The organism is Streptomyces sp. NRRL F-5126, from assembly GCF_000721265.1.
Lineage (GTDB): Bacteria > Actinomycetota > Actinomycetes > Streptomycetales > Streptomycetaceae > Streptomyces.
Genome location: NZ_JOFZ01000004.1, coordinates 88,833 through 109,100, shown reverse-complemented (window position 1 = coordinate 109,100; position 20,268 = coordinate 88,833). Strand labels below are relative to the sequence as shown.

Annotated in this window: 19 protein-coding genes; 9 read left to right on the top strand and 10 right to left on the bottom strand. The window is 73.3% G+C overall.

Annotated elements, in window-relative coordinates; genetic code table 11:
• Positions 1 to 18 precede the first annotated feature (18 nt).
• Genes IH48_RS0108920 through IH48_RS0108910 form a run of 3 tightly spaced genes read right to left on the bottom strand, consistent with a single transcriptional unit; the run spans position 19 to position 4,837 of the window.
• On the bottom strand, positions 19 to 3,021 hold the full coding sequence (locus IH48_RS0108920) for an AAA family ATPase (RefSeq protein ID WP_030901513.1): 3,003 nt from the start codon (positions 3,019 to 3,021) through the stop codon (positions 19 to 21).
• Positions 3,018 to 4,184 carry an exonuclease SbcCD subunit D gene (locus IH48_RS0108915; RefSeq protein WP_030901510.1) on the bottom strand — a complete coding sequence of 389 codons (1,167 nt, stop codon included), beginning with the start codon at positions 4,182 to 4,184 and terminating at the stop codon, positions 3,018 to 3,020. The genes IH48_RS0108920 and IH48_RS0108915 overlap by 4 nt, the downstream gene beginning before the upstream one ends.
• Before the next feature lie 11 nt (positions 4,185 to 4,195).
• Positions 4,196 to 4,837: a YigZ family protein gene (locus IH48_RS0108910; protein ID WP_030901507.1), complete on the bottom strand. Its 642-nt coding sequence runs from the start codon at positions 4,835 to 4,837 to the stop codon at positions 4,196 to 4,198.
• A gap of 56 nt (positions 4,838 to 4,893) precedes the next feature.
• On the opposite strand from IH48_RS0108910, the gene IH48_RS0108905 reads away from it, so the two are divergent.
• Positions 4,894 to 5,301: a CoA-binding protein gene (locus tag IH48_RS0108905; protein ID WP_030901504.1), complete on the top strand. Its 408-nt coding sequence runs from the start codon at positions 4,894 to 4,896 to the stop codon at positions 5,299 to 5,301.
• Positions 5,302 to 5,352: 51 nt separating this feature from the next.
• Here the strand turns inward: IH48_RS0108905 and IH48_RS0108900 are convergent, their stop codons facing one another.
• From IH48_RS0108900 to IH48_RS0108890, 3 genes are all read right to left on the bottom strand, one after another.
• On the bottom strand, positions 5,353 to 6,834 hold the full coding sequence (locus IH48_RS0108900; protein WP_030901502.1) for a glycoside hydrolase family 47 protein: 1,482 nt from the start codon (positions 6,832 to 6,834) through the stop codon (positions 5,353 to 5,355).
• A 217-nt stretch (positions 6,835 to 7,051) separates the two neighbouring features.
• The gene (locus tag IH48_RS0108895) at positions 7,052 to 7,606 is read right to left on the bottom strand and encodes a YbaK/EbsC family protein (protein ID WP_030901498.1); all 555 of its coding nucleotides are present in this window, start codon (positions 7,604 to 7,606) and stop codon (positions 7,052 to 7,054) included.
• Positions 7,607 to 7,628: 22 nt separating this feature from the next.
• On the bottom strand, positions 7,629 to 8,204 hold the full coding sequence (locus IH48_RS0108890; protein ID WP_030901497.1) for a helix-turn-helix domain-containing protein: 576 nt from the start codon (positions 8,202 to 8,204) through the stop codon (positions 7,629 to 7,631).
• 120 nt (positions 8,205 to 8,324) lie between these two features.
• Here IH48_RS0108890 and IH48_RS0108885 point away from each other — a divergent pair, with 120 nt between their 5' ends.
• The gene (locus IH48_RS0108885) at positions 8,325 to 9,215 is read left to right on the top strand and encodes an EamA family transporter (protein WP_030901496.1); all 891 of its coding nucleotides are present in this window, start codon (positions 8,325 to 8,327) and stop codon (positions 9,213 to 9,215) included.
• Between the two features lie 24 nt (positions 9,216 to 9,239).
• Here IH48_RS0108885 and IH48_RS0108880 read toward each other — a convergent pair whose 3' ends face one another.
• Positions 9,240 to 10,022, bottom strand: coding sequence for an acyltransferase (locus IH48_RS0108880; protein ID WP_051839430.1), 783 nt, complete (start codon positions 10,020 to 10,022; stop codon positions 9,240 to 9,242).
• Positions 10,023 to 10,266: 244 nt separating this feature from the next.
• Here IH48_RS0108880 and IH48_RS0108875 point away from each other — a divergent pair, with 244 nt between their 5' ends.
• Genes IH48_RS0108875 through IH48_RS0108855 form a run of 5 tightly spaced genes read left to right on the top strand, consistent with a single transcriptional unit; the run spans position 10,267 to position 14,578 of the window.
• Positions 10,267 to 11,937, top strand: a complete 1,671-nt coding sequence (locus IH48_RS0108875; RefSeq protein WP_037841414.1) for a sensor histidine kinase — start codon at positions 10,267 to 10,269, stop codon at positions 11,935 to 11,937.
• Positions 11,938 to 11,945: 8 nt separating this feature from the next.
• A complete protein-coding gene (locus tag IH48_RS0108870; protein WP_030901488.1) occupies positions 11,946 to 12,365 on the top strand; it encodes a roadblock/LC7 domain-containing protein in 420 nt (139 codons plus the stop codon).
• Positions 12,362 to 12,721: a DUF742 domain-containing protein gene (locus tag IH48_RS0108865; protein WP_030901484.1), complete on the top strand. Its 360-nt coding sequence runs from the start codon at positions 12,362 to 12,364 to the stop codon at positions 12,719 to 12,721. The genes IH48_RS0108870 and IH48_RS0108865 overlap by 4 nt, the downstream gene beginning before the upstream one ends.
• Positions 12,702 to 13,316, top strand: coding sequence for a GTP-binding protein (locus IH48_RS0108860; RefSeq protein WP_030901481.1), 615 nt, complete (start codon positions 12,702 to 12,704; stop codon positions 13,314 to 13,316). Before IH48_RS0108865 ends, IH48_RS0108860 begins: the two co-directional genes overlap by 20 nt.
• Positions 13,313 to 14,578 (top strand): cytochrome P450, encoded by a 1,266-nt coding sequence (locus tag IH48_RS0108855; RefSeq protein ID WP_030901478.1) that lies wholly within the window; start codon positions 13,313 to 13,315, stop codon positions 14,576 to 14,578. Before IH48_RS0108860 ends, IH48_RS0108855 begins: the two co-directional genes overlap by 4 nt.
• Positions 14,579 to 14,642: 64 nt before the next feature.
• Here IH48_RS0108855 and IH48_RS0108850 read toward each other — a convergent pair whose 3' ends face one another.
• Complete coding sequence (locus IH48_RS0108850) at positions 14,643 to 15,869, bottom strand: cytochrome P450 (RefSeq protein ID WP_030901476.1); 1,227 nt, start codon at positions 15,867 to 15,869, stop codon at positions 14,643 to 14,645.
• 143 nt (positions 15,870 to 16,012) lie between these two features.
• Positions 16,013 to 16,681, bottom strand: coding sequence for a DedA family protein (locus IH48_RS0108845; protein ID WP_030901474.1), 669 nt, complete (start codon positions 16,679 to 16,681; stop codon positions 16,013 to 16,015).
• 175 nt (positions 16,682 to 16,856) lie between these two features.
• On the opposite strand from IH48_RS0108845, the gene IH48_RS0108840 reads away from it, so the two are divergent.
• Positions 16,857 to 17,972, top strand: coding sequence for a hypothetical protein (locus IH48_RS0108840; RefSeq protein ID WP_030901472.1), 1,116 nt, complete (start codon positions 16,857 to 16,859; stop codon positions 17,970 to 17,972).
• 90 nt (positions 17,973 to 18,062) lie between these two features.
• The gene (locus IH48_RS0108835; protein WP_234434183.1) at positions 18,063 to 19,349 is read left to right on the top strand and encodes an MFS transporter; all 1,287 of its coding nucleotides are present in this window, start codon (positions 18,063 to 18,065) and stop codon (positions 19,347 to 19,349) included.
• On the opposite strand, the gene IH48_RS0108830 is transcribed toward IH48_RS0108835, so the two are convergent.
• Complete coding sequence (locus IH48_RS0108830; protein WP_037841411.1) at positions 19,311 to 20,165, bottom strand: spermidine synthase; 855 nt, start codon at positions 20,163 to 20,165, stop codon at positions 19,311 to 19,313. The genes IH48_RS0108835 and IH48_RS0108830 overlap by 39 nt on opposite strands.
• Between the last annotated feature and the right edge of the window lie 103 nt (positions 20,166 to 20,268).

Genomic DNA, 20,268 nt, shown 5'->3' with positions numbered 1-20,268 from the left:
CGCCCCGTGGCCGCCGGGTCAGTCCTGGGGCGCCGTGCGCTGCCGCACCGCGGAGCCGTGCCGTTCCTTGACCACCTCGAGCTGGGTGGGGATGCGGCGGCGCAGGTCGGCGACGTGGCTGACGATGCCGACGCTGCGGTCCCTCTCGCGCAGCCCGTCCAGCACGTCGAGGACCTCGTCGAGCGTCTGGTCGTCCAGGGTGCCGAACCCCTCGTCGATGAAGAGCGTGTCGAGGCGCACGCCTCCCGCCTCGTCGCTGACCACGTCGGCGAGGCCGAGGGCCAGGGCGAGGGAGGCGAAGAACGTCTCCCCGCCCGACAGCGTGGCCGTGTCGCGTGCGCTGCCCGTCCACGCGTCGACCACCTGGAGCCCGAGACCCGAGCGCCGCTGGCCGCTCCTCGCGTCGGTGTGCACCAGCGTGTACCTGCCCGACGACATGTGCTGGAGGCGTACGGTCGCCGCAGCCGCGACCTGTTCGAGCCGCGCGGCGAGTACGTACGACTCCAGGCGCATGCGCCGCTCGTTGTCCGCGGACGTGCCGGCGGTGAGAGTGGCGAGCCGCGCCACCCGGTCGTACTCACCGCGCAGCGGTCCGAGAGCGCGCGCATGGGACTCCGCACGCCGCGAAAGCGCCGCCAGCGCCTCCCGCCGCTCGACCGCCGCGGCGAGGGCCGTGGACGCCGCGCGCAGCGCGCGTTCCGCCTCCTCGTGCGCGGCCCCGGCCTGTTCGGGAACGGCCGGGGGGCGTGCGCCCGCGTCGTTCGCATCCTGTTCCGCGAGCCGCTCGGCGACCACCGCGGCCTCACGCTGCCAGGCGTCGATGGTGTGCTGGAGCGCGCGCCGCCCGGCGCCGTCGAGCAGCGCCGCCGCCGCGGCCTCCGGCGTGTCGAAGCCCGCGTGGAACGCGGCGTCCGCGAGGCGCGCGTCGGCGTCCTTGAGCCGGCCTGCGGTGGCCTCGACAGCACGCACCGCCTCGGCGGCCGCGGCGAGGCCGTCCGCCCGGCGCCCCAGTTCGGCCGCGCGCTGGGCGACGCTGCCGGCCGCGCCCCGCACCCGTGCGAGTTCCCGGTCGATGCCGGCCTGTTCGCGGTCGAGCGCCTCGCACTGTGAGGTGGCGGCGGAGATCCTCAGCTCCGCCTCCTGGCGCACGGCCTGCCTCTCGCGGTGTTCGCGCTCCCCCGCGGCCAGCGCCTCGCGCGCGGGGTGCGCCCGGGAGGCCGCGGTGCGGGCGGCGGCGTGCTCGCGTGTCAGCCGATCGGCTTCTTCCACCAGTGCGGCCAACGGTGCGTCACCGGCCTCCGCGCGGGCCGCCGCGTACCTCTCCCTGACGCGAGCGTGCGCGTCCTCCGCCAGGCGAAGCGCCTCCTCCGCGCGGCGGTGCGCGTCCTGTGCGGAATCCTCGGCCGCCGCGTCGACCTGGCCATCGGCGGCGCGCGCGGGCGCCGGATGGTCCCGGGCGCCGCACACGGCGCAGGGCTCTCCGTGGACGAGGCCCGCGGCCAGCTCGGCCGCCATGCCGCTCAGCCTGCGCTCGCGCAGGTCGAGCCAGGCCTCACGGGCCGCGGCCGCGGCTTCGCGCGAGCGGCCCGCGCCCGCAAGGGCCGCCGCCTCCTCCCGCTCGGCGGCGTCACGCTCCCGGGCCGCCTCCCGCCTGCGCACGGCCGGTTCGAGGCGCCCCCCGAGCGCCTCGGCGCGCGTGGCGGCCTGCTGCGCCTCGTCGATTCCGGCCTGCAGGCGGCCGCGCAGCCCGTCCCACGCGCCAAGCCAGGACTCCGCTTCGCGGACGGCCTCCTCTTCGGCCCTGAGCTGCCGGTCCAGCTCGGCTCGCTCCCCGTCGATCTCGGCGCCCCGCGCCTCGGCCGTCCTGGCCGCACCGAGCGCGCCAAGTTCCTGACGTGCCGTGCGCTCCGCGGCCGCCAGCTGCTCGGCGCCCGCCTCGGCCAGGTCCGCGGGGAGCGCGTAGCGTGCGCGCGCGTACTCGCCGGCCGCCTGCCCGTGCTCCCGCTCGGCGCCCTCGCGCAGCGCCGCCGCATCGTGCACGCGCTCGGCCCTGCGGTCGGCGTCGAGCAGCGCCTGCGCCTCGTCGCGCCTGCCCCTGCCCTCCTCAAGGGCTTCGGCGCGCCGCCTCGTCTCCTCGAAACGGGCCTGGAGCCGCGCGAGTTCGTGCTGCGCCTCCCGTTCCGCGCGGGCGCCTTGCTCCCGGTGGCCGGCCTCGGCGAGCGCGGATGCGGCGATGTCGTGCCACTCCCCCGCTGTGGTGCGTGCGACGGCCGCCCAGGCGAGGACGCCGGGCGCGAGGCCCGGGTCGCCCGGCTGCGCCTGCGGCAGCGGCGGCACCCCGTCGGCTCCCGCCGCCTGCGCCATGCGCTCGGCCACCGCGTGCAGCCGCTCGTCCGCGGCGCGCACCTGCTGTTCCGCGCCGCGCCGCAGCTCCGCCAGCCGCTCTTCCACGGCGGCGAACCTGCGGGTGTCGAAGAGCCTGCCGAGCAGCCTGGCGCGGTGCTCCGCGTCCGCCTGGAGGAACTGCGCGAAGTCTCCCTGCGGCAACAGCACGACCTGGCAGAACTGCTCGCGGCTCATGCCGAGCAGCTCGGTGATCTCCTTGCCGATCTCCTGGTGCGTACGGCTGAGGGCGCGCCACCCGCCTGCCGCCGCGTCGTACTGACGAAGGGCGCTCGCGGCCTTGACCGCGGTGAATCCGGTGCGGCCCCTCTTGGGCCGCTGCTGGGCGGGGCTGCGGGTGATCTCAAGGCGCCGCCCGGCGACCGTGAGGTCGAGCGTGACCTCGGTGGGCGTGCCGGGCGCCGCGTGGTCGCTGCGCAGGGCGAGCCCGGGCTTCTGGCGCGCGCCCGGCACCCCGCCGTACAGGGCGAAGCAGACCGCGTCGAGCACGGACGTCTTGCCTGCGCCCGTCTGCCCGCGCAGCAGGAAGATCCCGGCACGGGACAGCGCGTCGAAGTCGATCACCTGGGTGTCCGCGAACGGCCCGAAGGCGGTGACGGTGAGCCGGTGCAGCCTCATCGGGCCACCTCGCGCACCGCGTCGTCCACGCGCACGTGCTCGAACGCGCCGCGCAGCACCGCGCGTTCCGCCGCGTCGGGGCCGCAGCCGCCGCGTACGTGCGCCACGAAGTCCTCCGCCACCTGCTGGTCGCCGCGGCCCTGGAGGCGGCGCGCGTAGGAGGCGGCCGGCTCGCCGTCGGGCCGATCGGGGTCGAACAGCAGGCTCAGCGTGTGCGGGAAGCGGGCCAGCAGCCGCGCCATGGGTTCCCGTGGGCGGACGGCGTCGGTGAGGGTCGCCTCGACCCACGCCCGCTCGTGGCGGGCGAGGCGCCGGTCCTCCAGGAGCGCGTCGAGCGTGCCCCTGATCCGCGCAAGCGGCCTCGGCACCGGGCAGTCCAGACGCTCGGCCGCGACCTCCCCGGCGGGCCCGAGATCGACGAGCCACATCGACTTGCGGTGCTCGGCCTCGGAGAAGGAGTACGCGAGGGGCGAACCCGAGTACCTGACCCGGTCGGTGAGGCGCTGCGCGCCGTGCAGATGGCCGAGTGCCACGTAGTCGACCCCGTCGAAGACGGCGGCGGGGACGGAGGCGACGCCGCCCACCGCGATGTCGCGCTCGCTGTCGCTCGGTGCGCCGCCGGTGACGAACGCGTGGGCCAGCACGACGGATCGCGTGCCCGCGGGCCGGCCGGCGAGGTCGGCGCGCACCCGGTCCATCGCGGCGCCGAGCACCGTCTCGTGCCGCGCGCGCTCGACCCCGAAGTCGTCACGCACCAGGGAGGGTTCAAGGTAGGGCAGCCCGTAGCACGCGACGTCGCCGTGGGCGTCGGCGAGCAGTACCGGCTCGGCGCAGGCGGCCGGGTCCGTCCGCAGGTGGACGCCGGCCCGGCCGATGAGGCCGGCGCCGACGCCGAGCCTGCGGGCCGAGTCGTGGTTGCCGGAGATCATGACAGTCGGAACGCCGGCCCCGGCCAGCCGGTGCAGTGCACGGTCGAACAACTCGACCGCGGCGAGCGGCGGCACCGCGCGGTCGTACACGTCCCCCGCGACCAGGACCGCGTCCACGTCGCGCTCGCGCACCGTCGCCACCACATGGTCGAGGAACGCGGCCTGGGCGTCGAGCAGGCTCACCCGGTGGAACGACCGCCCCAGGTGCCAGTCCGACGTGTGCAGGAGTCTCATGATCCCCGACACTATCGTTGGGGTACGACAACGTCGCCGTACGTCTCGCCGCCGAGCTCCAGCGCGGCCTCGCCGGCCGTGGCGTCGGCTAGCCGGGCGCGGAAGGCGTCCACATCGCCTGCGGGCAGGGCGATGTCGATGGCCACGGACTCCGCGTACCGCACATCCCGCACGGTGAGCCCGGCGGCACGCAGCTCGTTCTCCAGCCGGCCCGCGCGCTGGTGGCCGACGGTGATGGTGGCGAGCCGCAGCCGCCGCCTGGTACGGGCGCCGACCATGTCGAGCGTCTCCCCGACGACCCCGCCGTACGCGCGGATCAGCCCGCCGGCGCCGAGTTTCACGCCGCCGAAGTAGCGGGTGACGACGGCCACGACGTACCTCATGTCCCTGCGCAGCAGCATCTGGAGCATGGGAACGCCCGCGGTCCCGCCGGGTTCGCCGTCGTCGCTCGCCTTCTGCACGGAGGCGTCCGCACCGATGACGTAGGCGAAGCAGTGGTGGCCCGCTCCCGGGTGCTCGCGCCGGACCCGGGCGACGAAGTCCTGGGCCTCCTCCTCAGAGGCGCAGGGCGCGAGCGAGCACAGGAAGCGCGAACGGCTGATCTCGGTCTCGTGTGTGCCCGCGCGCGCGACAGTCAGGTACTCCTCCGGCATCGCTCCAGCCTATGCGGGCGGGAATGTCGGGACGCGCCCGGTCCGTTCTCCTGGGCATGGACGCTGACGACGAGACCATCCGCAGGATCCTCACGCGCACGGGCGACACCTGGGCGGTGGTGGGCCTGTCGAACAACACGGCCAGGGCCGCCTACGGGGTCGCGGGAGTGCTGCGGCGCTTCGGCAAGCACGTGGTCCCGGTGCACCCCAAGGCGGAGACGGTACTCGGCGAGCAGGGGTACCCCTCGCTCGACGCGATCCCGTTCGACGTGGACGTGGTCGACGTGTTCGTCAACAGCGGCCTCGCGGGCGCGGTGGCCGACGAGGCCGTGGCGAAGGGCGCGAAGGCCGTCTGGTTCCAGCTCGGCGTGGTGGACGAGGCGGCGTACGCGCGCACACGGGAGGCCGGTCTCGACATGGTCATGAACCGCTGCCCGGCCATCGAGATCCCCAAGCTGGGCTGAGCCGTTTCGGCCCGCCGCGGCAGGGACGTGCGGGCGGGCGCCGGACGTGTGTCATCGGTGCCTGCGCAGCCCGCGCAGCACCTTGCCCTCCGTCGACAGGGCGTAGTCGTGGCGGTCGAAACGCGGCGTGTGCGCGAACATCAAGTACAGGTATTTGAAGTTCTCGGCGAAGCCGTAGGCCGGGCACAGGTCGCCCTGGACCATCGGCGAGACGGTGACGTCGTCGATGATCGTGTAGCCGTTCGCCGTCCTGGCGTTCGCCTTCATGCCCTGGAAGTACTGGTAGGCGGTGTCCGCGAAGAGGCGCTTGCCCGTCTGCAGGTACAGGTCGAACGAGGAGTTGACGTACTCGGGGCGGAACTGGTTGCCCTTCGACGTCGGCGTCAGCGTCGTGTAGTCGATGGACTCCGGCAGCACCGGGTACCTGTCGAGCACGTCCGTCCAGGACCGGTAGTAGGCCTCGCCGCGCGCGCGGTCGCCGCTCGCCGACAGCAGTTCGGCGTAGAAGGAGCCCAGCTCCGACTGGCCGCGGCCGAGCAGGGCGCCGGTGGAGAAGTCGATCTGCTTGAACCAGAGGCGGCCGTCGTAGCGCTCCTCGCTGTGCTTGACGAGCGCCCCGTTCAGCAGCTTGAACCAGTCGCGGCAGTCCTTGTCGCCCAGCAGCTTCCAGCCGCCCCACAGGTATTCGTAGAACGAGTCGGTGGGCGGGTTGGGGCCGTTGTCCACGGAGTCGGCCCAGCGGCCGGTCTCCACGTTCAGGCTGGTGGCGAGCAGGTCGAGCGAGGACCGCGCGTCGATGGCCGAGCGGTAGGCGCGCTTGGCCGCGTCGTAGTACTTGCTGTCGCCGGTGAGCCGGGACAGCAGCCCGAACTCCATGATGTTCGTGCCGATCTCGGCGAGCGGCGGTGTCGCGCCGGACACGGCGCCGGTGCGGAAGTTGACGTGCTGGTACGGCATGCCTGTGGGCGACTTGGTGAACGCCGGCATCAGCCGGTCCGTGACGTCGACGGTCAGGTCGAGGAGCCGCTTGTCGCCCGTCGCCAGGTGGCCGGCGAGCAGGCCACCGACGACGCGGATGATCGCCTCGAAGACGTGGAAGTCGCCGTCGATGTCGAAGGACAGGTCGCTCTTGATCCAGCGTACGGAGTCGGCGAGTTCGCCATCCAGGCCCATCACGTACAGCGTGTCGAGCGCCTCGATGATCGACAGGCCGATCGGGCTGCCCGGCACGAAGAACTCGCCGTGGCCGCCGGAGAGCGGATGGACCTCGTCGTGGCCCCAGGCGAACCGCTTGTAGCCGTCCCAGGCGTGCAGGAACTCGTCGCGCACCTCGCGCGCCACCTGGGGCGCGGGCGGGGTGTGGGAGCCGTGCCGCGCGGACGCGGCGGCCGCGGCCGATCTGCCTTGGGGGGCGTCCGCGAAGGCGGTCCCTCCCGCGCCGCCGACGAGCGCCGCACCGCCGGCCGCGCCCAGCGCCGCCAGCACACCGCGGCGCCCGGGACCGCGCCGCGCAGAACCCTCCTCGAACGTCATGCCACCACTCCTCTGTCCGGTACGACACTGGAGCGACAACGCTTTGACAACGTTGTCGGTTCATCCGCCGCGAGAACTTTGCCGCGTTCGGCGGAGACCGTCAACGGTGCGTGCGCGCCCGGCGGTCGGGCGCGGGCTCACGGACGCCGGACCCGATGGGGTGTCAGGCGGCCTTTACCGCAGGCGGAGAGGCGTCGCGCCCGGGGGCGCGTACCTCTCAGGCACCGAGGCCTTCGACGAGCACGGCGCCCGGGAGTTCCGCGAAGGCGGCGCCCGGCACGATCAGCTTGCCCCGGCGGGAGCCGCTGCCGACGAGGACCCATTCGGTTGCCACCACGGCCGGGTCGACCAGCAGCGGCCAGCCCTCCGGCAGGCCGATCGGTGTGATGCCGCCGTACTCCATGCCGGTGCGCTCGACGGCCGCGTCCATCGGCGCGAAGGACGCCTTGCGCGCGCCGAGGTGCCTGCGGACGGCGCCGTTGACGTCGACGCGCGTGCGGGACAGCACCAGGCAGCCCGCGTACGTGGTCTCACCGGCGCGCTTGCCCGCCACGACGACGCAGTTGGCGGACGCGTCCTCCAGGTCCGCGCCGTAGTGCGCGACGAAGTTCGCGGTGTCGGCCAGCGCCGGGTCGCTGTCGACGAACAGGAACCGCTCGACGGGGACTTCGCCCTTCCAGGCCCGCACGGCGTCCGCGACGGGGTCGGGAAGCAGGTCGATGCGGTCGGGAGCGGGGACGGCGTTGTCGAACGTGCCGATGGGTGCGCGCATGTCGGCACGCTAACAGCCGCGTTCAGCGCACCGGAGGGATGGACACCGACATCACCATCTCGACCGGCTCCGTGGCGTCGTTGCGGTAGGCATGGGAGACGTTCGCCTCGAAGGCCGCGGAACTCCCGGCGGGTACGGTGTGCTCCGATCCGTCGACGACCAGGGTGAGTTCGCCCGCCGAGACGTGGATCAGCTCAGTGGTGGCCGGCGGATGCGGGTCGGACGTGCTGGCGTCGCCGGGCATCAGCGTCCACCTCCACAGCTCGCGCGGCCCGTCCGACTCGCTGCCGACGAGCAGGCTGGCGTGGCTGCCCGCCGGGGTGGACCACATTCGTACGGTCTGGTCGGCGCCCACGATCCTGACCTGCGGCCCGCGCTCGAAGTCGAGCAGGGTGGCGATGCTGACGCCGAGCGCGTCGGCGAGCTTGACCGTGGTGCCGACGCTCGGGTTGGTGCGCGCCTGCTCGATCTGGATGATCATGCCCCGGCTCACCCCTGAGCGCTCGGCGAGAGCGTCGAGTGTCAGCCCGCGATCGGCCCGCCAGTGCTTGAGGTTGCGGCCGAGCGCCTGGGTGAGCTGATCGAGGTCCACGACCATCCGTTCGTTCGTCCAATATATTCGATACACCAGTTCAATACAGTGCACTACAGTGTCACCGGCGCCGTACTCCAGCAGAGTGCACCGGGGCGTCCACCACACTGTACTGCGAGGCTTCCCATGACCGTCCTGTTCGCCCTGGCCACGAGCGTGCTGTGGGGTTTCGCCGACTTCGGCGGCGGGCTGCTGACGCGCCGCACGCCCGCGCTCACGGTGGTCGTCGTCTCCCAGGCCGTGGCCGTCGTCGTGCTCGGCGCGATCGTCGTGGCGACCGGTGGTTGGCACGAGGGCGGCGCGAGGCTCTGGTACGCGGTCGCGGCGGGCGTGGTGGGGCCCGTGGCGATGCTCTGCTTCTACAAGGCGCTGGCGCTCGGCCCGATGGGCGTGGTGTCGCCGCTCGGCTCGCTCGGCGTGGCCGTGCCGGTCGCGGTGGGCATCGCCGTCGGCGGCAGGCCGGGAATCGCCCAGCTCGCCGGGGTCGTGGTCGCGGTGGCCGGCATCGTCCTCGCGGGCGGGCCGGAGCTGCGCGGCGCCCCGGTGCAGCGCAGGGCGGTGCTGCTGACGCTGGTCGCCGCGCTCGGCTTCGGCTCGGTCATGGCGCTGATCTCCTCCGCGTCCACCACGGTGACCGGGCTCTTCCTCGCGCTGTTCGTGCAGCGCGTGACGAATGTGGCGGTCGGCGGCGCGGCCCTGTGGACGTCGGCGCGGCGGGGCGCGCCCGTGCTGCCCGAGGGGCGGGGCGGCCAGAGCGGCGCGGCGACGGGCGCGCGCGTGCTGCTCGCCGCGCTGCCCGCGCTCGCGTTCGTGGGCCTCGCGGACGTGGCGGCCAACGGCACGTACAGCGTCGCAGCGCAGCACGGTCCTGTGACGGTGGCGGCGGTGCTCGCCTCGCTCTATCCGGTGGTCACCGCGCTCGCCGCGCGTGGCGCGCTCGGCGAGCGGCTGCGCGTCGTCCAGGCGGCCGGCGCGGGGCTCGCGCTCGTCGGCTCCGTGCTGCTGGCCACGGCTTGAGCCGGCGGACGGACGGCCCGGCCGTCAGCCGTCCGCGCTGACACTCCCGCTTCCGCTTCCTTCCTCGGCCACCGCGGGATCCGTGGAGTCCGTGGAATCCGCGGAATCCGCACCGTCCCGCTGGAACGGAACGGGGGGCGCCGGGGTGCGCAACGGCGGCTGCCACCCCTCCTGTTCGTCGTAGCGGCGCACGATCCTGGCGGGCGCGCCCGCCACCACCGCATGGTCGGGCACGTCGCCGCGTACGACGGAGCCCGCCGCCACCACCACGTTCCTGCCGAGCACGGCGCCCGGCAGCACCACGGCACCCGTGCCGAGCCAGCATCCGGGGCCGATGACGACGGGCGCGATGCGCGGCCACTGCTTGCCGACGGCGGTGTGCGGGTCGTCGTAGCTGTGGTTCGTCGTCGTGATGTAGACGTAGGGGCCGCAGTACGTGTCCCGGCCGATCGTCACCGCCGTGTCCGCGATGACGTGGCTGCCGCGCCCCAGCACCACACCGTCGCCGATGACCACATAAGGCTCGGGCCCGAGGTCGAGTCCGGGCACCAGCCCGGCCGTCAGGGTGACCTGCTCGGCCACCACGCAGTGGTCGCCGAGCTCGATCCACGGCTCGCCGAACACCGTCCCCTGCGGGAACGCGAGCCGGGTGCCGGGGCCGATCCGGCGGAAGCGCGTGCGCCCGGGCCGCTCGGCCGTCACCGCGCCCGCGTCCTGGATCCACCGCCAGCCGCGGTGCACCGCGCGCGTGGCCGCGCGGCGCCCCAGGGCGGCCAGCGCCTCGTACACCTCTTCGCTCTTGCGCACGGGCAACACGTTAGAGGACGGCGAAGGGGCCGGACGCGGTGCCCGCGCGGCCGCCGGCGGCGGACGGCGCACCACGACCTCCTTTGTCACCTCCTCTATCACGGACCACCGCCAACGCGCACGGGTTCTCCCGCCAACTCCCTCTCACGGGTGGCCTGACCGCATTCCGTACGTACCGGCGCGAGCACGCGTGGTTGCATGACGGCCACATCTGGAGCGCACCCCAACCCCGAGGGACCGCGGAATGTCAGTGCCTGTCGCCCCAAGATCGCGCCGTCAGCACGAGGCGCGGTCGTCGCTCGCCCTCCCCCTGGCCCTGCTCGTGGTCGCCGCCGCCGGCGTGGGCGTGGTCTCCGCCACAGCGCCCGGCGCGGCCCGCGGCTGGGTGGTGGGCACCGCCGTGGCCGCCTGGCTGCTGCTGGCCGCCGCCTGCGCGGTCGCGGGGGCGGCGCTGGGCCGCGCCAGACGCGGCGCCCAGCGGGCGGGCGGCGAGGTCGCGGCGGCGCGCGCCCAGCTGGCGGCGACGGACGCGGACGCGGCACACCTCGTCAATGTGGCGATGCCGTCCGTGGTGAAGAAGGCACGGGACGGCACCTCGCCCGACGAGGCGCTTGCCGCCGTGCGGCAGCCGGACGACGAGCGGCTGCGCCGCGTGCTCGAGGTGTTCGCGGCCGAGGTCGCCGACGGCGAGCGCCGGGCGGCCGGCGCGGGCGCGGAGCGCGAGGCCCTGGCCCGGCGGGCCCGTGAGGCGGCCGACGGGCTCGACGACCTGATGGACAGGGTGCTGCCGCCGGCACTCGCCCGCCTGCGCACGGGCAGTTCCGCGGGCACGGTGCTCGGCGACATCGAAGTGCCGGCCGACCCGGCGCTGCGCGGGCTGATGGAACGGATCGTCAAGGAGGTCGCGATCGGCGAGCGCCGCGCGCTGGTCGCGCAGACGGCCGGCACGAAGGCACTCAGCCAGGTGCAGGCGAAGGCCGTCACCATCCTCGCCGATCTGCGCGACATGGAGGACCGTTACGGCGAGGAGGTGTTCGGTGACCTCCTCCAGCTCGACCACAACGCCTCCCAGCTCGGGCTGCTCACCGACCGGCTCGCGATCCTCCTCGGCGGCCGGGGCAGCCGCATCTGGAACAAGCCGATCGTCATGGAATCCGTCCTGCGCGGCGCGACGGGGCGCATCGCCGCCTACCGGCGGGTGCGGCTGCACTGTTCGAGCGGCGCCGCGATCGTCGGCTTCGCCGCCGAGGGCGTCATGCACCTGCTCGCCGAGCTGATCGACAACGCCGCGAACTTCTCGCCGCCCATCGACGAGGTGCACGTCTACGTCGAGGAGCGCACCGCGGGCATCGTCGTCATCGTCGAGGACAGCGGGCTGAAGATGGCGCCGCAGGTGATGCAGCTGGCGGAGAAGGCCGTCTCGGGCCGCCACAACGACCTGTCCAAGCTGCAGTCCACCCGCCTCGGGCTCGCCGTCGTCGGCATGCTCGTGGAGCGGTACCGCATCAGCGTCAACTACCGCCCCTCCTCACGCGGTGGCACCGGCGTGGTGGTGCTGATCCCGCCGCAGCTCATCGCCCAGCAGCTGAACGACGAGCCGCCGCCGCACCGGCCGCTGCCCGAGGCCGTGCCCGCGCCGGCGCAGCCGCCCGCGGCGCCCCCGCCGCCCCGGGACGCGCCGCCCGCCGGCGCGGGCGGCCCCGCGTACAGCGGCGGCCCGCGGGTGGCGACGCCGGGCGGGCTGCCCGTGCGGCCGCCCGGACGGACGATGGCGGCCGCGGACCGCGACCGCGTGCAGGACGTACCTCCGCCGCGCGCGGAGAGGCCGGGCAGGGACGCGGGCGCGCAGTTCGGCGCCTTCCACCGCTCGCGCCGCCCGCAGCAAGGCCCCTCCGACCCCTCTCAGGAATCGTGAGAACCCCCATGCAGACCACAGACACCAGTCTGACCTGGCTCCTGGAGAACCTGCTTGAGCGCACCCCGGGCACCCGGCACGCCCTCGTGCTCTCCCGCGACGGGCTGAAACTCTGCTGGAGCCGCCATCTGACGATCGACCAGGCCGACCAGCTGGCCGCCATCTGCTCCGGGATCCAGGCCCTGGCGCAGGGCGCCTCGGTCGAGTTCGGCAGCGGAGGCGGCGGGGTACGGCACTCCATGACCGAGTTCCACGGCGGCCTGCTGTTCATCGTGGAGGCGGGGGACGGGGCACACCTCGCGGTCGTCGCGGAGGACGGCGCGGACCCGGGCATGGTGGGGCACCAGATGACCGAGATGATCGAGCAGATCGGCGACCACCTCCGTGCCGAGCCGCGCTCCCCGGCCGGGGAGAACGCCGCGTCATGACCCGCAAGCCCGTCGACGTCGGCTTCCCCGACCGCCTCTACATGGTCACGGGCGGCCGGAGCAGGGCCGACGACACCACGTTCGACCTGGTCACCCTGATCGTCAGCGAGAGCGATCCGACGGCCGGGCTGCAGTCGGAGCACGTGCGGATCCTCGAGCTGTGCCGCCACCCGACCGCGGTCGTGGAGGTCTCGGCCGAGCTGAAGATGCCCGTGACGGTGGTGCGGATCCTCCTCGCCGACCTGCACGCGATGGGCCGGATCACCGCGCGGCACCCCCGTGGCGCGCGACCGGCCGCCTCGCTGCCCGACTCCGACCTCTTGAAGGAGGTGCTCCATGGACTCCGCAACCTCTGAACTGACCACCCGCACGCCGCTGAGCGACGCGGCGGAGACCGGTCTGAAGATCGTCGTGGTCGGCGGCTTCGGGGTGGGCAAGACGACCCTCGTACGCTCCGTCAGCGAGATCCGGCCGCTCAACACCGAAGAGGTGATGACGCAGGCCGGCGTCGGCGTCGACGAGACGGACGGCATGGTCACCAAGACCACCACGACCGTCGCCTTCGACTTCGGCCGGATCAGCCTCAACGAGCGCATGGTGCTCTACCTGTTCGGCGCGCCGGGCCAGGAGCGGTTCTGGTTCCTGTGGGACCGGCTGTTCTCCGGCACGCTGGGCGCCGTCGTGCTGGTCGACACACGCCGCATGAGCGACTCCTGGTACGCGGTGGACCGGCTGGAGCACCACAAGACGCCGTTCGTGGTCGCGGTGAACAGGTTCGACAACGACACCGCGTCGTTCACGCTCGACGAGATCCGCCAGGCGCTCTCGCTCTCGGACGACGTGCCGCTGATCGACTGCGACGCGCGCGTCCGCTCGTCCGGCAAGCACGTGCTGATCACCCTTGTCGACCACCTCTACGAACTTGCCATGGCCCGGGAGATGACCCCATGACCGATCCCCTGCCGATGGAGACCACCGCCGGTCCGCCGCCCGGCTGCCCGGCCCACGCGACGGCCGTGCGCCTGAGCGGCCTCGAGTACCAGCAGACGCCCTCGCAGCTGTACAGGTCGCTGCGCCGGGACCACGGCCCCGTCGCACCCGTGCTCCTCGACAACGACGTACCCGCGTGGCTCGTGCTGGGCTACAACGAGGTGTCGTACGTGACCGGCCACGACGAGCTCTTCGCCAGGGACTCGCGACGCTGGACCCAGTGGGACAACATCCCGCCGGACTGGCCGCTGCTGCCCTACGTCGGCTACCAGCCGTCGGTCCTGTTCGTCGAGGGCGCGGAGCACCAGCGGCGCGCCGGGGTGATCAGCCAGGCGCTGGACGCCGTCGACCAGATGGAGCTCTCGGCGATGTGCCGGGCCATCGGCCACTCGCTGATCACCTCGTTCGCCGGGAGCGGGCACGCGGAGCTGATGACCGCGTACGCGCACCCGCTGCCGATGCGGGCGATCGTCCAGCTGTGCGGGATGCCGCCGGGCGGCGTCGACACCGAGGACCTCGTACGCGACCTGCGTCTTTCCCTCGACGCCAACGAGGGCGAGGACCCGGTCGCCGCGTACGGCAGGGTCCAGGCGCGCATCGAGCAACTGGTCAAGGAGAAGCGCGCGGCGCCGGGCAACGACGTCACGTCGCGGATGCTCCTGCACCCGGCGGGTCTGACGGACGAGGCCGCGGTGCAGGACGTCATCACGGTCATCGCGGCGGCGCAGCAGCCCACGGCGAACTGGATCGGCAACAGCCTGCGGCTGCTGCTGACCGACGACCGCTTCGCGACGACCGTCGCGGGCGGCAAGCTCAGCGTCGGCCAGGCGCTCAACGAGGTGCTGTGGCTCGACACGCCGACGCAGAACTTCATCGGGCGGTGGGCCGTGCGCGACATCCAGCTGGGCGGCCGACAGATCAAGGCCGGCGACTGCCTGGTGATGAGCTTCGCGGCGGCCAACACGGATCCGCAGATGTGGCCTGAGGGCCATGTGGGCGCGGAGAACTCCGCGCACCTGTCGTTCAGCAACGGCGAGCACCGCTGCACGTTCCCCGGGCCGCAGCTGGGGGATGTGATCGCCCGCACGGCCGTGGAGACACTGCTCGAAACGCTGCCCGACGTGGTGCTCGCGGTGGAGGCGGAGGCATTGCGGTGGCGTCCGTCGATCTGGATGCGCGGCCTGCTCGACCTGCCGGTGAGCTTCTCGCCGCTACTCGGCTGACAGGGCGCGCCGTGTGCGGGGACCGGCGGCCGGTGCGCGCGCCGCCGGTCCCCGCACACGGTGTTCAGCCGGCGGCGGGCGTGAAGACCACGGGCAGCGACTGCGGGCCGCGGGTGAACACGCCCTGCTCGACCGGGTCGTAGCCGTCCGCGAGCCGTACGTCGGGCATCGCGTCGAGCAGCTGGTTGACGCCGGTCTCGACCTCGGCCTTGGCCAGCAGGGCGCCCACGCAGAAGTGCCGACCGAGGGCGAAGGCGAGGTGGTCGGCCGCGGCGGAGAACGCGGTCGTGGTGGTCAGGTCGTCGCGGAAGATGTCGAAGGTGTCGGGGTCGCGGTAGCGGTCGGAGTCCCGGTTGGCCGCGCCTATCAGGCAGGTGACGGTGGCGCCCGCCGGTATCGTGCCGCCGCTGACGGACACGGCCTGCGCGGTCTGCCGCATGATCATGTGGACGGGCGGGGTGAACCTGAGGGTCTCGGCGAACGCCCGCGGGATGAGGCCGCGGTCGGCGCGGACCGCGGCGAGCTGGTCGGGGTGGAGCAGCAGGTTCGCGAAGATCGACGCGATGGCCTTGTCGGTGGTCTCCCCGCCCGCGGCGAGCAGCAGGCTGCAGAACGCCTTGATGTCCTCGTCGCTCATCCGCACGCCGTCGACCTCGGCGCGGCACAGCGTCGAGAGCAGGTCGTCGCCCAGGTCGTCGCGGCGTGAGCGGATGATCGGGATCATGTACTCGGCGAACTCGACGCGGGTGCGCTCGCCCGCGGCGACGACGTCGGCGTCGCCCGAGAGGTTGCCGAGGAACGCGATCACCGCGGTGTACCAGCGGTGGAACCTGGCGTGGTCGGCCTTGTCGAGGCCGAGCATGTCGGCGATGACGTTGACGGGGAAGCGGGTGGCGAAGCCGTCCACCAGGTCGACGGAGCCGGTGTGCCGGAAGGCGTCGATCAGCTGCCGCGCGTTGCGCTCGATCACGGGCAGGAACTTCTGCTGGAGCTCGGATCCGCGGAAGGCGGGGGCGACGAGCGCGCGCCGTACAGAGTGCTCACGCCCGCTGAGCTGCAGGATCGTCTTGCCGTGCACGGGCTCGATCTGCCAGTGGTAGTTGTCGGTGGTGAACACGCCCGCCTTGTCCTTGAAGGCGCGCTCGACGTCCTCGTACCGCGAGATGAGGTAGCTCTGGGTGGGCTCGTGCCAGATCAGCGGGGCTTCCTCCCGCATCATCCGGTAGGCCGGATACGGGTTGTGCGCGAACTCGGGCGACAGGATGTCGGGGATCTGCTGAGTGGTGACCATGGCTGCCCCTCGCGTCTGCTGGCCTGTAACGGTCGGTGAAACACAGGCTATTGACCGTCATGGGCGGGTGACAGCCGAGTCCTGGCCACTTGGCGTCACGTGGTGCGCAGAGGTTTGGGTGGCGGAAGTGGTGTGCGGGGATCTCAGTCGGCCGTGCCCGAGGGCACCGGCACGGCCTCGTCGGCTGCCTGCTCCTCGGCCCGCTTCTCCGCCGACTTCTTGGCGCGGCGCTTCACGACCAGCATCGACGCGACGCCGATGACGACGGCCAGGACGAGGCCCAGGTACGAGAACCTCTTCAGCCAGGCCTCCGCGACCTTGCCGACCTCGTACACGATGAGCGTCGTACCGCCGGCCCAGACCACGCCGCCGAGCAGGTTGGCGGTCAGGAACTTCCAGTACGGCATCTTCAGCACGCCGGCGAGCGGACCTGCGAAGATGCGCAGCAGGGCGACGAAGCGGCCGAAGAACACGGCCCACATGCCCCACTTCTCGAACGACCGCTCGGCGGTGCCGACCTGGGACTCGCCGAAGTGTTTGGGGAATTTTCGCGCCAACCAGGCGAGCAAGGGCCTGCCGCCCTTGCGGCCGATGAGGTACCCCGTGGAGTCGCCGGCGACGGCGCCCGCGGAGGCGCAGGCGGCGAGGATGTACGGGTTGATGTGTCCCTGCTGCGACGCGAGCAGTGCCGCGGCGACGAGAACGATCTCGCCCGGCAGCGGGATGCCGAGGCTCTCGACCCCGATCACCACACCCACCAGCAGGTAGATGCTCACCGCAGGAACGGTCTCGAGCCACCCCTGGACGTCCAACGCAGGTCCCTCCCGCTCATGTCCCCCGAGCCCTGGCCCGATCAGCCTACCTGCTCGCGGGGGCCGCTTCGACGTGGCCGGATTTCGCTCCGTACCGGCCCTTGACACGCGATGCGACAGGACCGTGACACAGCGGCGACCACGCCGCCGCCCGGCCCCTCTATGGTTACTCGCCATGTGGCCAGGACAGCAGCCGCCCGGGGGCGAGCGAGACACGCAGGACCAGAACCCGTACAAGCAGGCGGGTCAGCAGCAGGCGGGGCAGCAGGCCGGACAGCAGTCGGGCCATCCACAGCAGGGCTACCAGCAGCCCGGCTACCAGCAGCCCGGGTACCAGCAGCCGGGTTACGGGCCGTCCGGGCAGCAGCCGGGTTACCCGCAGCAGGGCTACGGGCCGTCCGGGCAGCAGCCGACGCAGCCCAACCCCTACCAGCAGCAGACCGTGCCGATGTACGGCGGCACGCCCACGCCGGTGAAGCCCGCGGCCGGCGGGCGGCGCACGACTGTGATCGCCATCGCGTGCGCGGTGGCCGTGCTGGCGGCGGCGGGCGTGTCCACGTACCTGGTGGCGAACAGGGACGACGCCCCGGCGAAGACGGTGGCGAAGAAGCCGGCGGCCACGCACTCGACGCCCGCCGCCGCGGGTCCGACGGACAACCCGCGCGGCGGCGACGGCGCGAAGCCGACGATCCCCGGCTGGAAGGTCGTGGCCAACCCGACGCACGGCACGGAGTTCGACGTTCCGCCCGGCTGGCAGGTGGAGTCGTCCGGCACCATGCAGGGCTTCAGCGACGACAAGAAGGGCGACGGCTCGGCGCTCGCCCTGTTCTCGGCCCCGGCCGTGCTGCAGCCCAAGTGGTGCGAGGACACCTCGAAGGGCGGCAGGCCGGAGGACACGTCGCTCGCGGCGGCCGGCACGAAGGGCGGCCAGGGCGCGAAGGACACGGGGAGCGCGGCCGTCGCCGAGGCCGGCACCTGGGCATTCGCGGCGTACGGCCAGGCGGAGCCCGAGAAGACCGTGCACAAGAAAATCAAGGTCAGCAAGGCCAGGTCGTACACCACGAAGTCGGGCCTCAAGGGCAGCGTCGCGACGGCGACCACCACGGGCCTGACGAAGCACTCCAAGTGCGACTCCGACGGCAAGACCATCGCCTTCACCTTCCTCAACGGCAAGGGCGACTACACGACCTGGGTGCTCTACGGGGCGCGTGGCGTGAAGGACGAGCTGGCCGACAAGACGGCCATGCGGATCCTCAGCACGGTGCGGCTGCCGGCCGGCTCGGTGAAGTGACGGGACCTCGGCCCCGGCGCCCGCGCTGACCCGCCGGTGAAGACCGGAAATCCGGTTGCGGCCGGGCGCCCTTCCCGCCACAGTCCGCGGGTGCCCAGGACCTACTCGCGCAACTACCTGCTGCTGTCCACCGCGGCCGTGGTCTCCCAGCTCGGTTCGCAGGGCGCCTTGATCGCCTCGGCCTTCGCGGTGCTGTCCACCGGGGGCTCCGCGGCCGACGTGGGGTTCGTGGCGAGCGCGCGCACGGTGCCGCTGGTGCTGTTCGTGCTGATCGGCGGGGCGCTCGCGGACCGGATCCCGCGCCATCGGGTGATGGTCGCGGCGAACGCGCTCAACTGCGTCTCGCAAGGCGCCTTCGCCGCTCTCGTCCTGCTCGGCCGCGCGGAGCTGTGGCAGATGGTCGTGCTGTCGGCGCTCGGCGGCACGGGCCAGGCACTGTTCGGCCCGGCGTCCGAGGGCATGCTGCTCTCCAGCGTGGACGGCGAGAGCGCGGGGCGCGGCTTCGCGGTGTACCGGATGGCGGTGAACGGGGCGACGATCGGCGGGGCCGCGGTGGGCGGCGCCCTCGTGGCGTGGGTCGGCCCCGGCTGGGTGCTGGCGTGCGACGCGGCGTCGTTCCTGTTCGCGGGGTCGCTGAGGGCCTTCCTCGACCTGAGCCACGTGCCGGAGCGCGATCCCGGCGGCGGCGTGCTGCGTGACCTGCGGGACGGCTGGCGCGAGTTCGTCTCACGGCCGTGGCTGTGGGCCATCGTCGTGCAGTTCGGCGTGGTCAACGCCGTGGCCGTCGCCGGGCAGGCGGTGTACGGGCCGCTCGTCGCCCGCGAACACTACGGCGGCGCGGGCCCCTGGGGCGTCGCGAACGCCGTGTACGGGGCCGGCACGGTCATCGGGGCGATCGTGATGACCCGGTGGCAGCCCCGGCGCTTCCTGCTCGCCGGGACATTGGGGGTCTTCCCGTTCGCCCTGCCCCTGATGGCGCTGGCCGTGCCGGTCTCGGCCGCTGTGCTGGCGGTTGCGATGTTCGTGGCGGGCGCGTCGGTGGAGGTGTTCGGGGTGGGCTGGATGACGGCCCTGCACCAGGAGATCCCGGAAGAGAAGCTGTCGCGCGTGTCCTCGTACGACTGGCTCGGCTCGCTCGCCCTCGTGCCCGTGGCGACCGCACTCGCGGGCCCGGCGCAGTCCACGCTCGGGCGTGGGCAGGCGTTGTGGGTGTCGGCGGGGCTCGTCGTGCTGCTGACCGCGGCGGTGCTGTTCGTGCCGGAGGTGCGGTCGATCACGCGACGTGTGAGGGCCGGGGCCGACGCCATCGACCAGGCCGTGGTCGATACGGGTGTGGCCTCAGCCGATGCCGAAGGCCCCCTCGGGGGGCCGGGGTGAGGGCTGCGCCGCGTCGTCCCGTACGGGCTCGGCGCGTCCCGTGAACCGCCGCAGCGCCGCGCCGTGCTCCACGCGCGCCGGGAACGCGTCTCCCGCGGTGCGGCGGGCCAGCGCGGCGATGTCGAGAGGGGCGTGCGAGGCGACCAGTACCGCGTTGCCGAACCGCCTGCCGCGCAGCACGGCCGGCTCCGCGATGAGCGCGAGCTCCGGGAGGACGGCGGCGAAGGTGGCCAGTTGCGGGCGGAGGAAGGAGAACGGCGCGCCGTCGGCGAGGTTGGCGGCGTAGACGCCCTGCGGCCGCAGTACGCGTGCCACCTCGCGTGCGTACTCGACGGAGGTGACGTGTGCGGGTATGCGCGCACCGCCGAAGACGTCGCCGATGATCGCGTCGGCCGAGCCCCCGGGCGCGGCGGCGAGCCACTGGCGGGCGTCGGCAGGGTGGACGGCGATCCCCGCACCGTCGGGCAGCGGCAGGTGCTCGGCGACGAGGGCGATGATGCCCGGATCGGCCTCCACGACGTCCTGGACGGCTCCCGGCCGGGTGGCCGCCAGGTAGCGGGGCAGCGTCAGGGCGCCGCCGCCGAGGTGCACGACGGCGAGCGGCGCGCCCTCCTCGCCCGTCGTGTCGAGTACGTGGGCGATGCGCCGCACGTACTCGAACTCGAGGTGCGCGGGTTCGTCGAGGTCGACGTAGGACTGCGGCGCGCCGTCGAGCGTCAGCAGCCAGGCGCGCTGCGTGTCCACGTCGGGCAGGAGGCGCGCGGTGCCGGAGTCGACGGCGCGCGTCACGGGCACCGCCTCGGTCGGTTGGCTCACGGTCCCATTGTCGCGGACAGCGGCCCTGCGGCGGACGCCGGGCGGCCGTCGCCGAACGCCGGGCGGCGCCCCTGCCCCAGGCGCTCTCGGCTAGTCTCCGGGC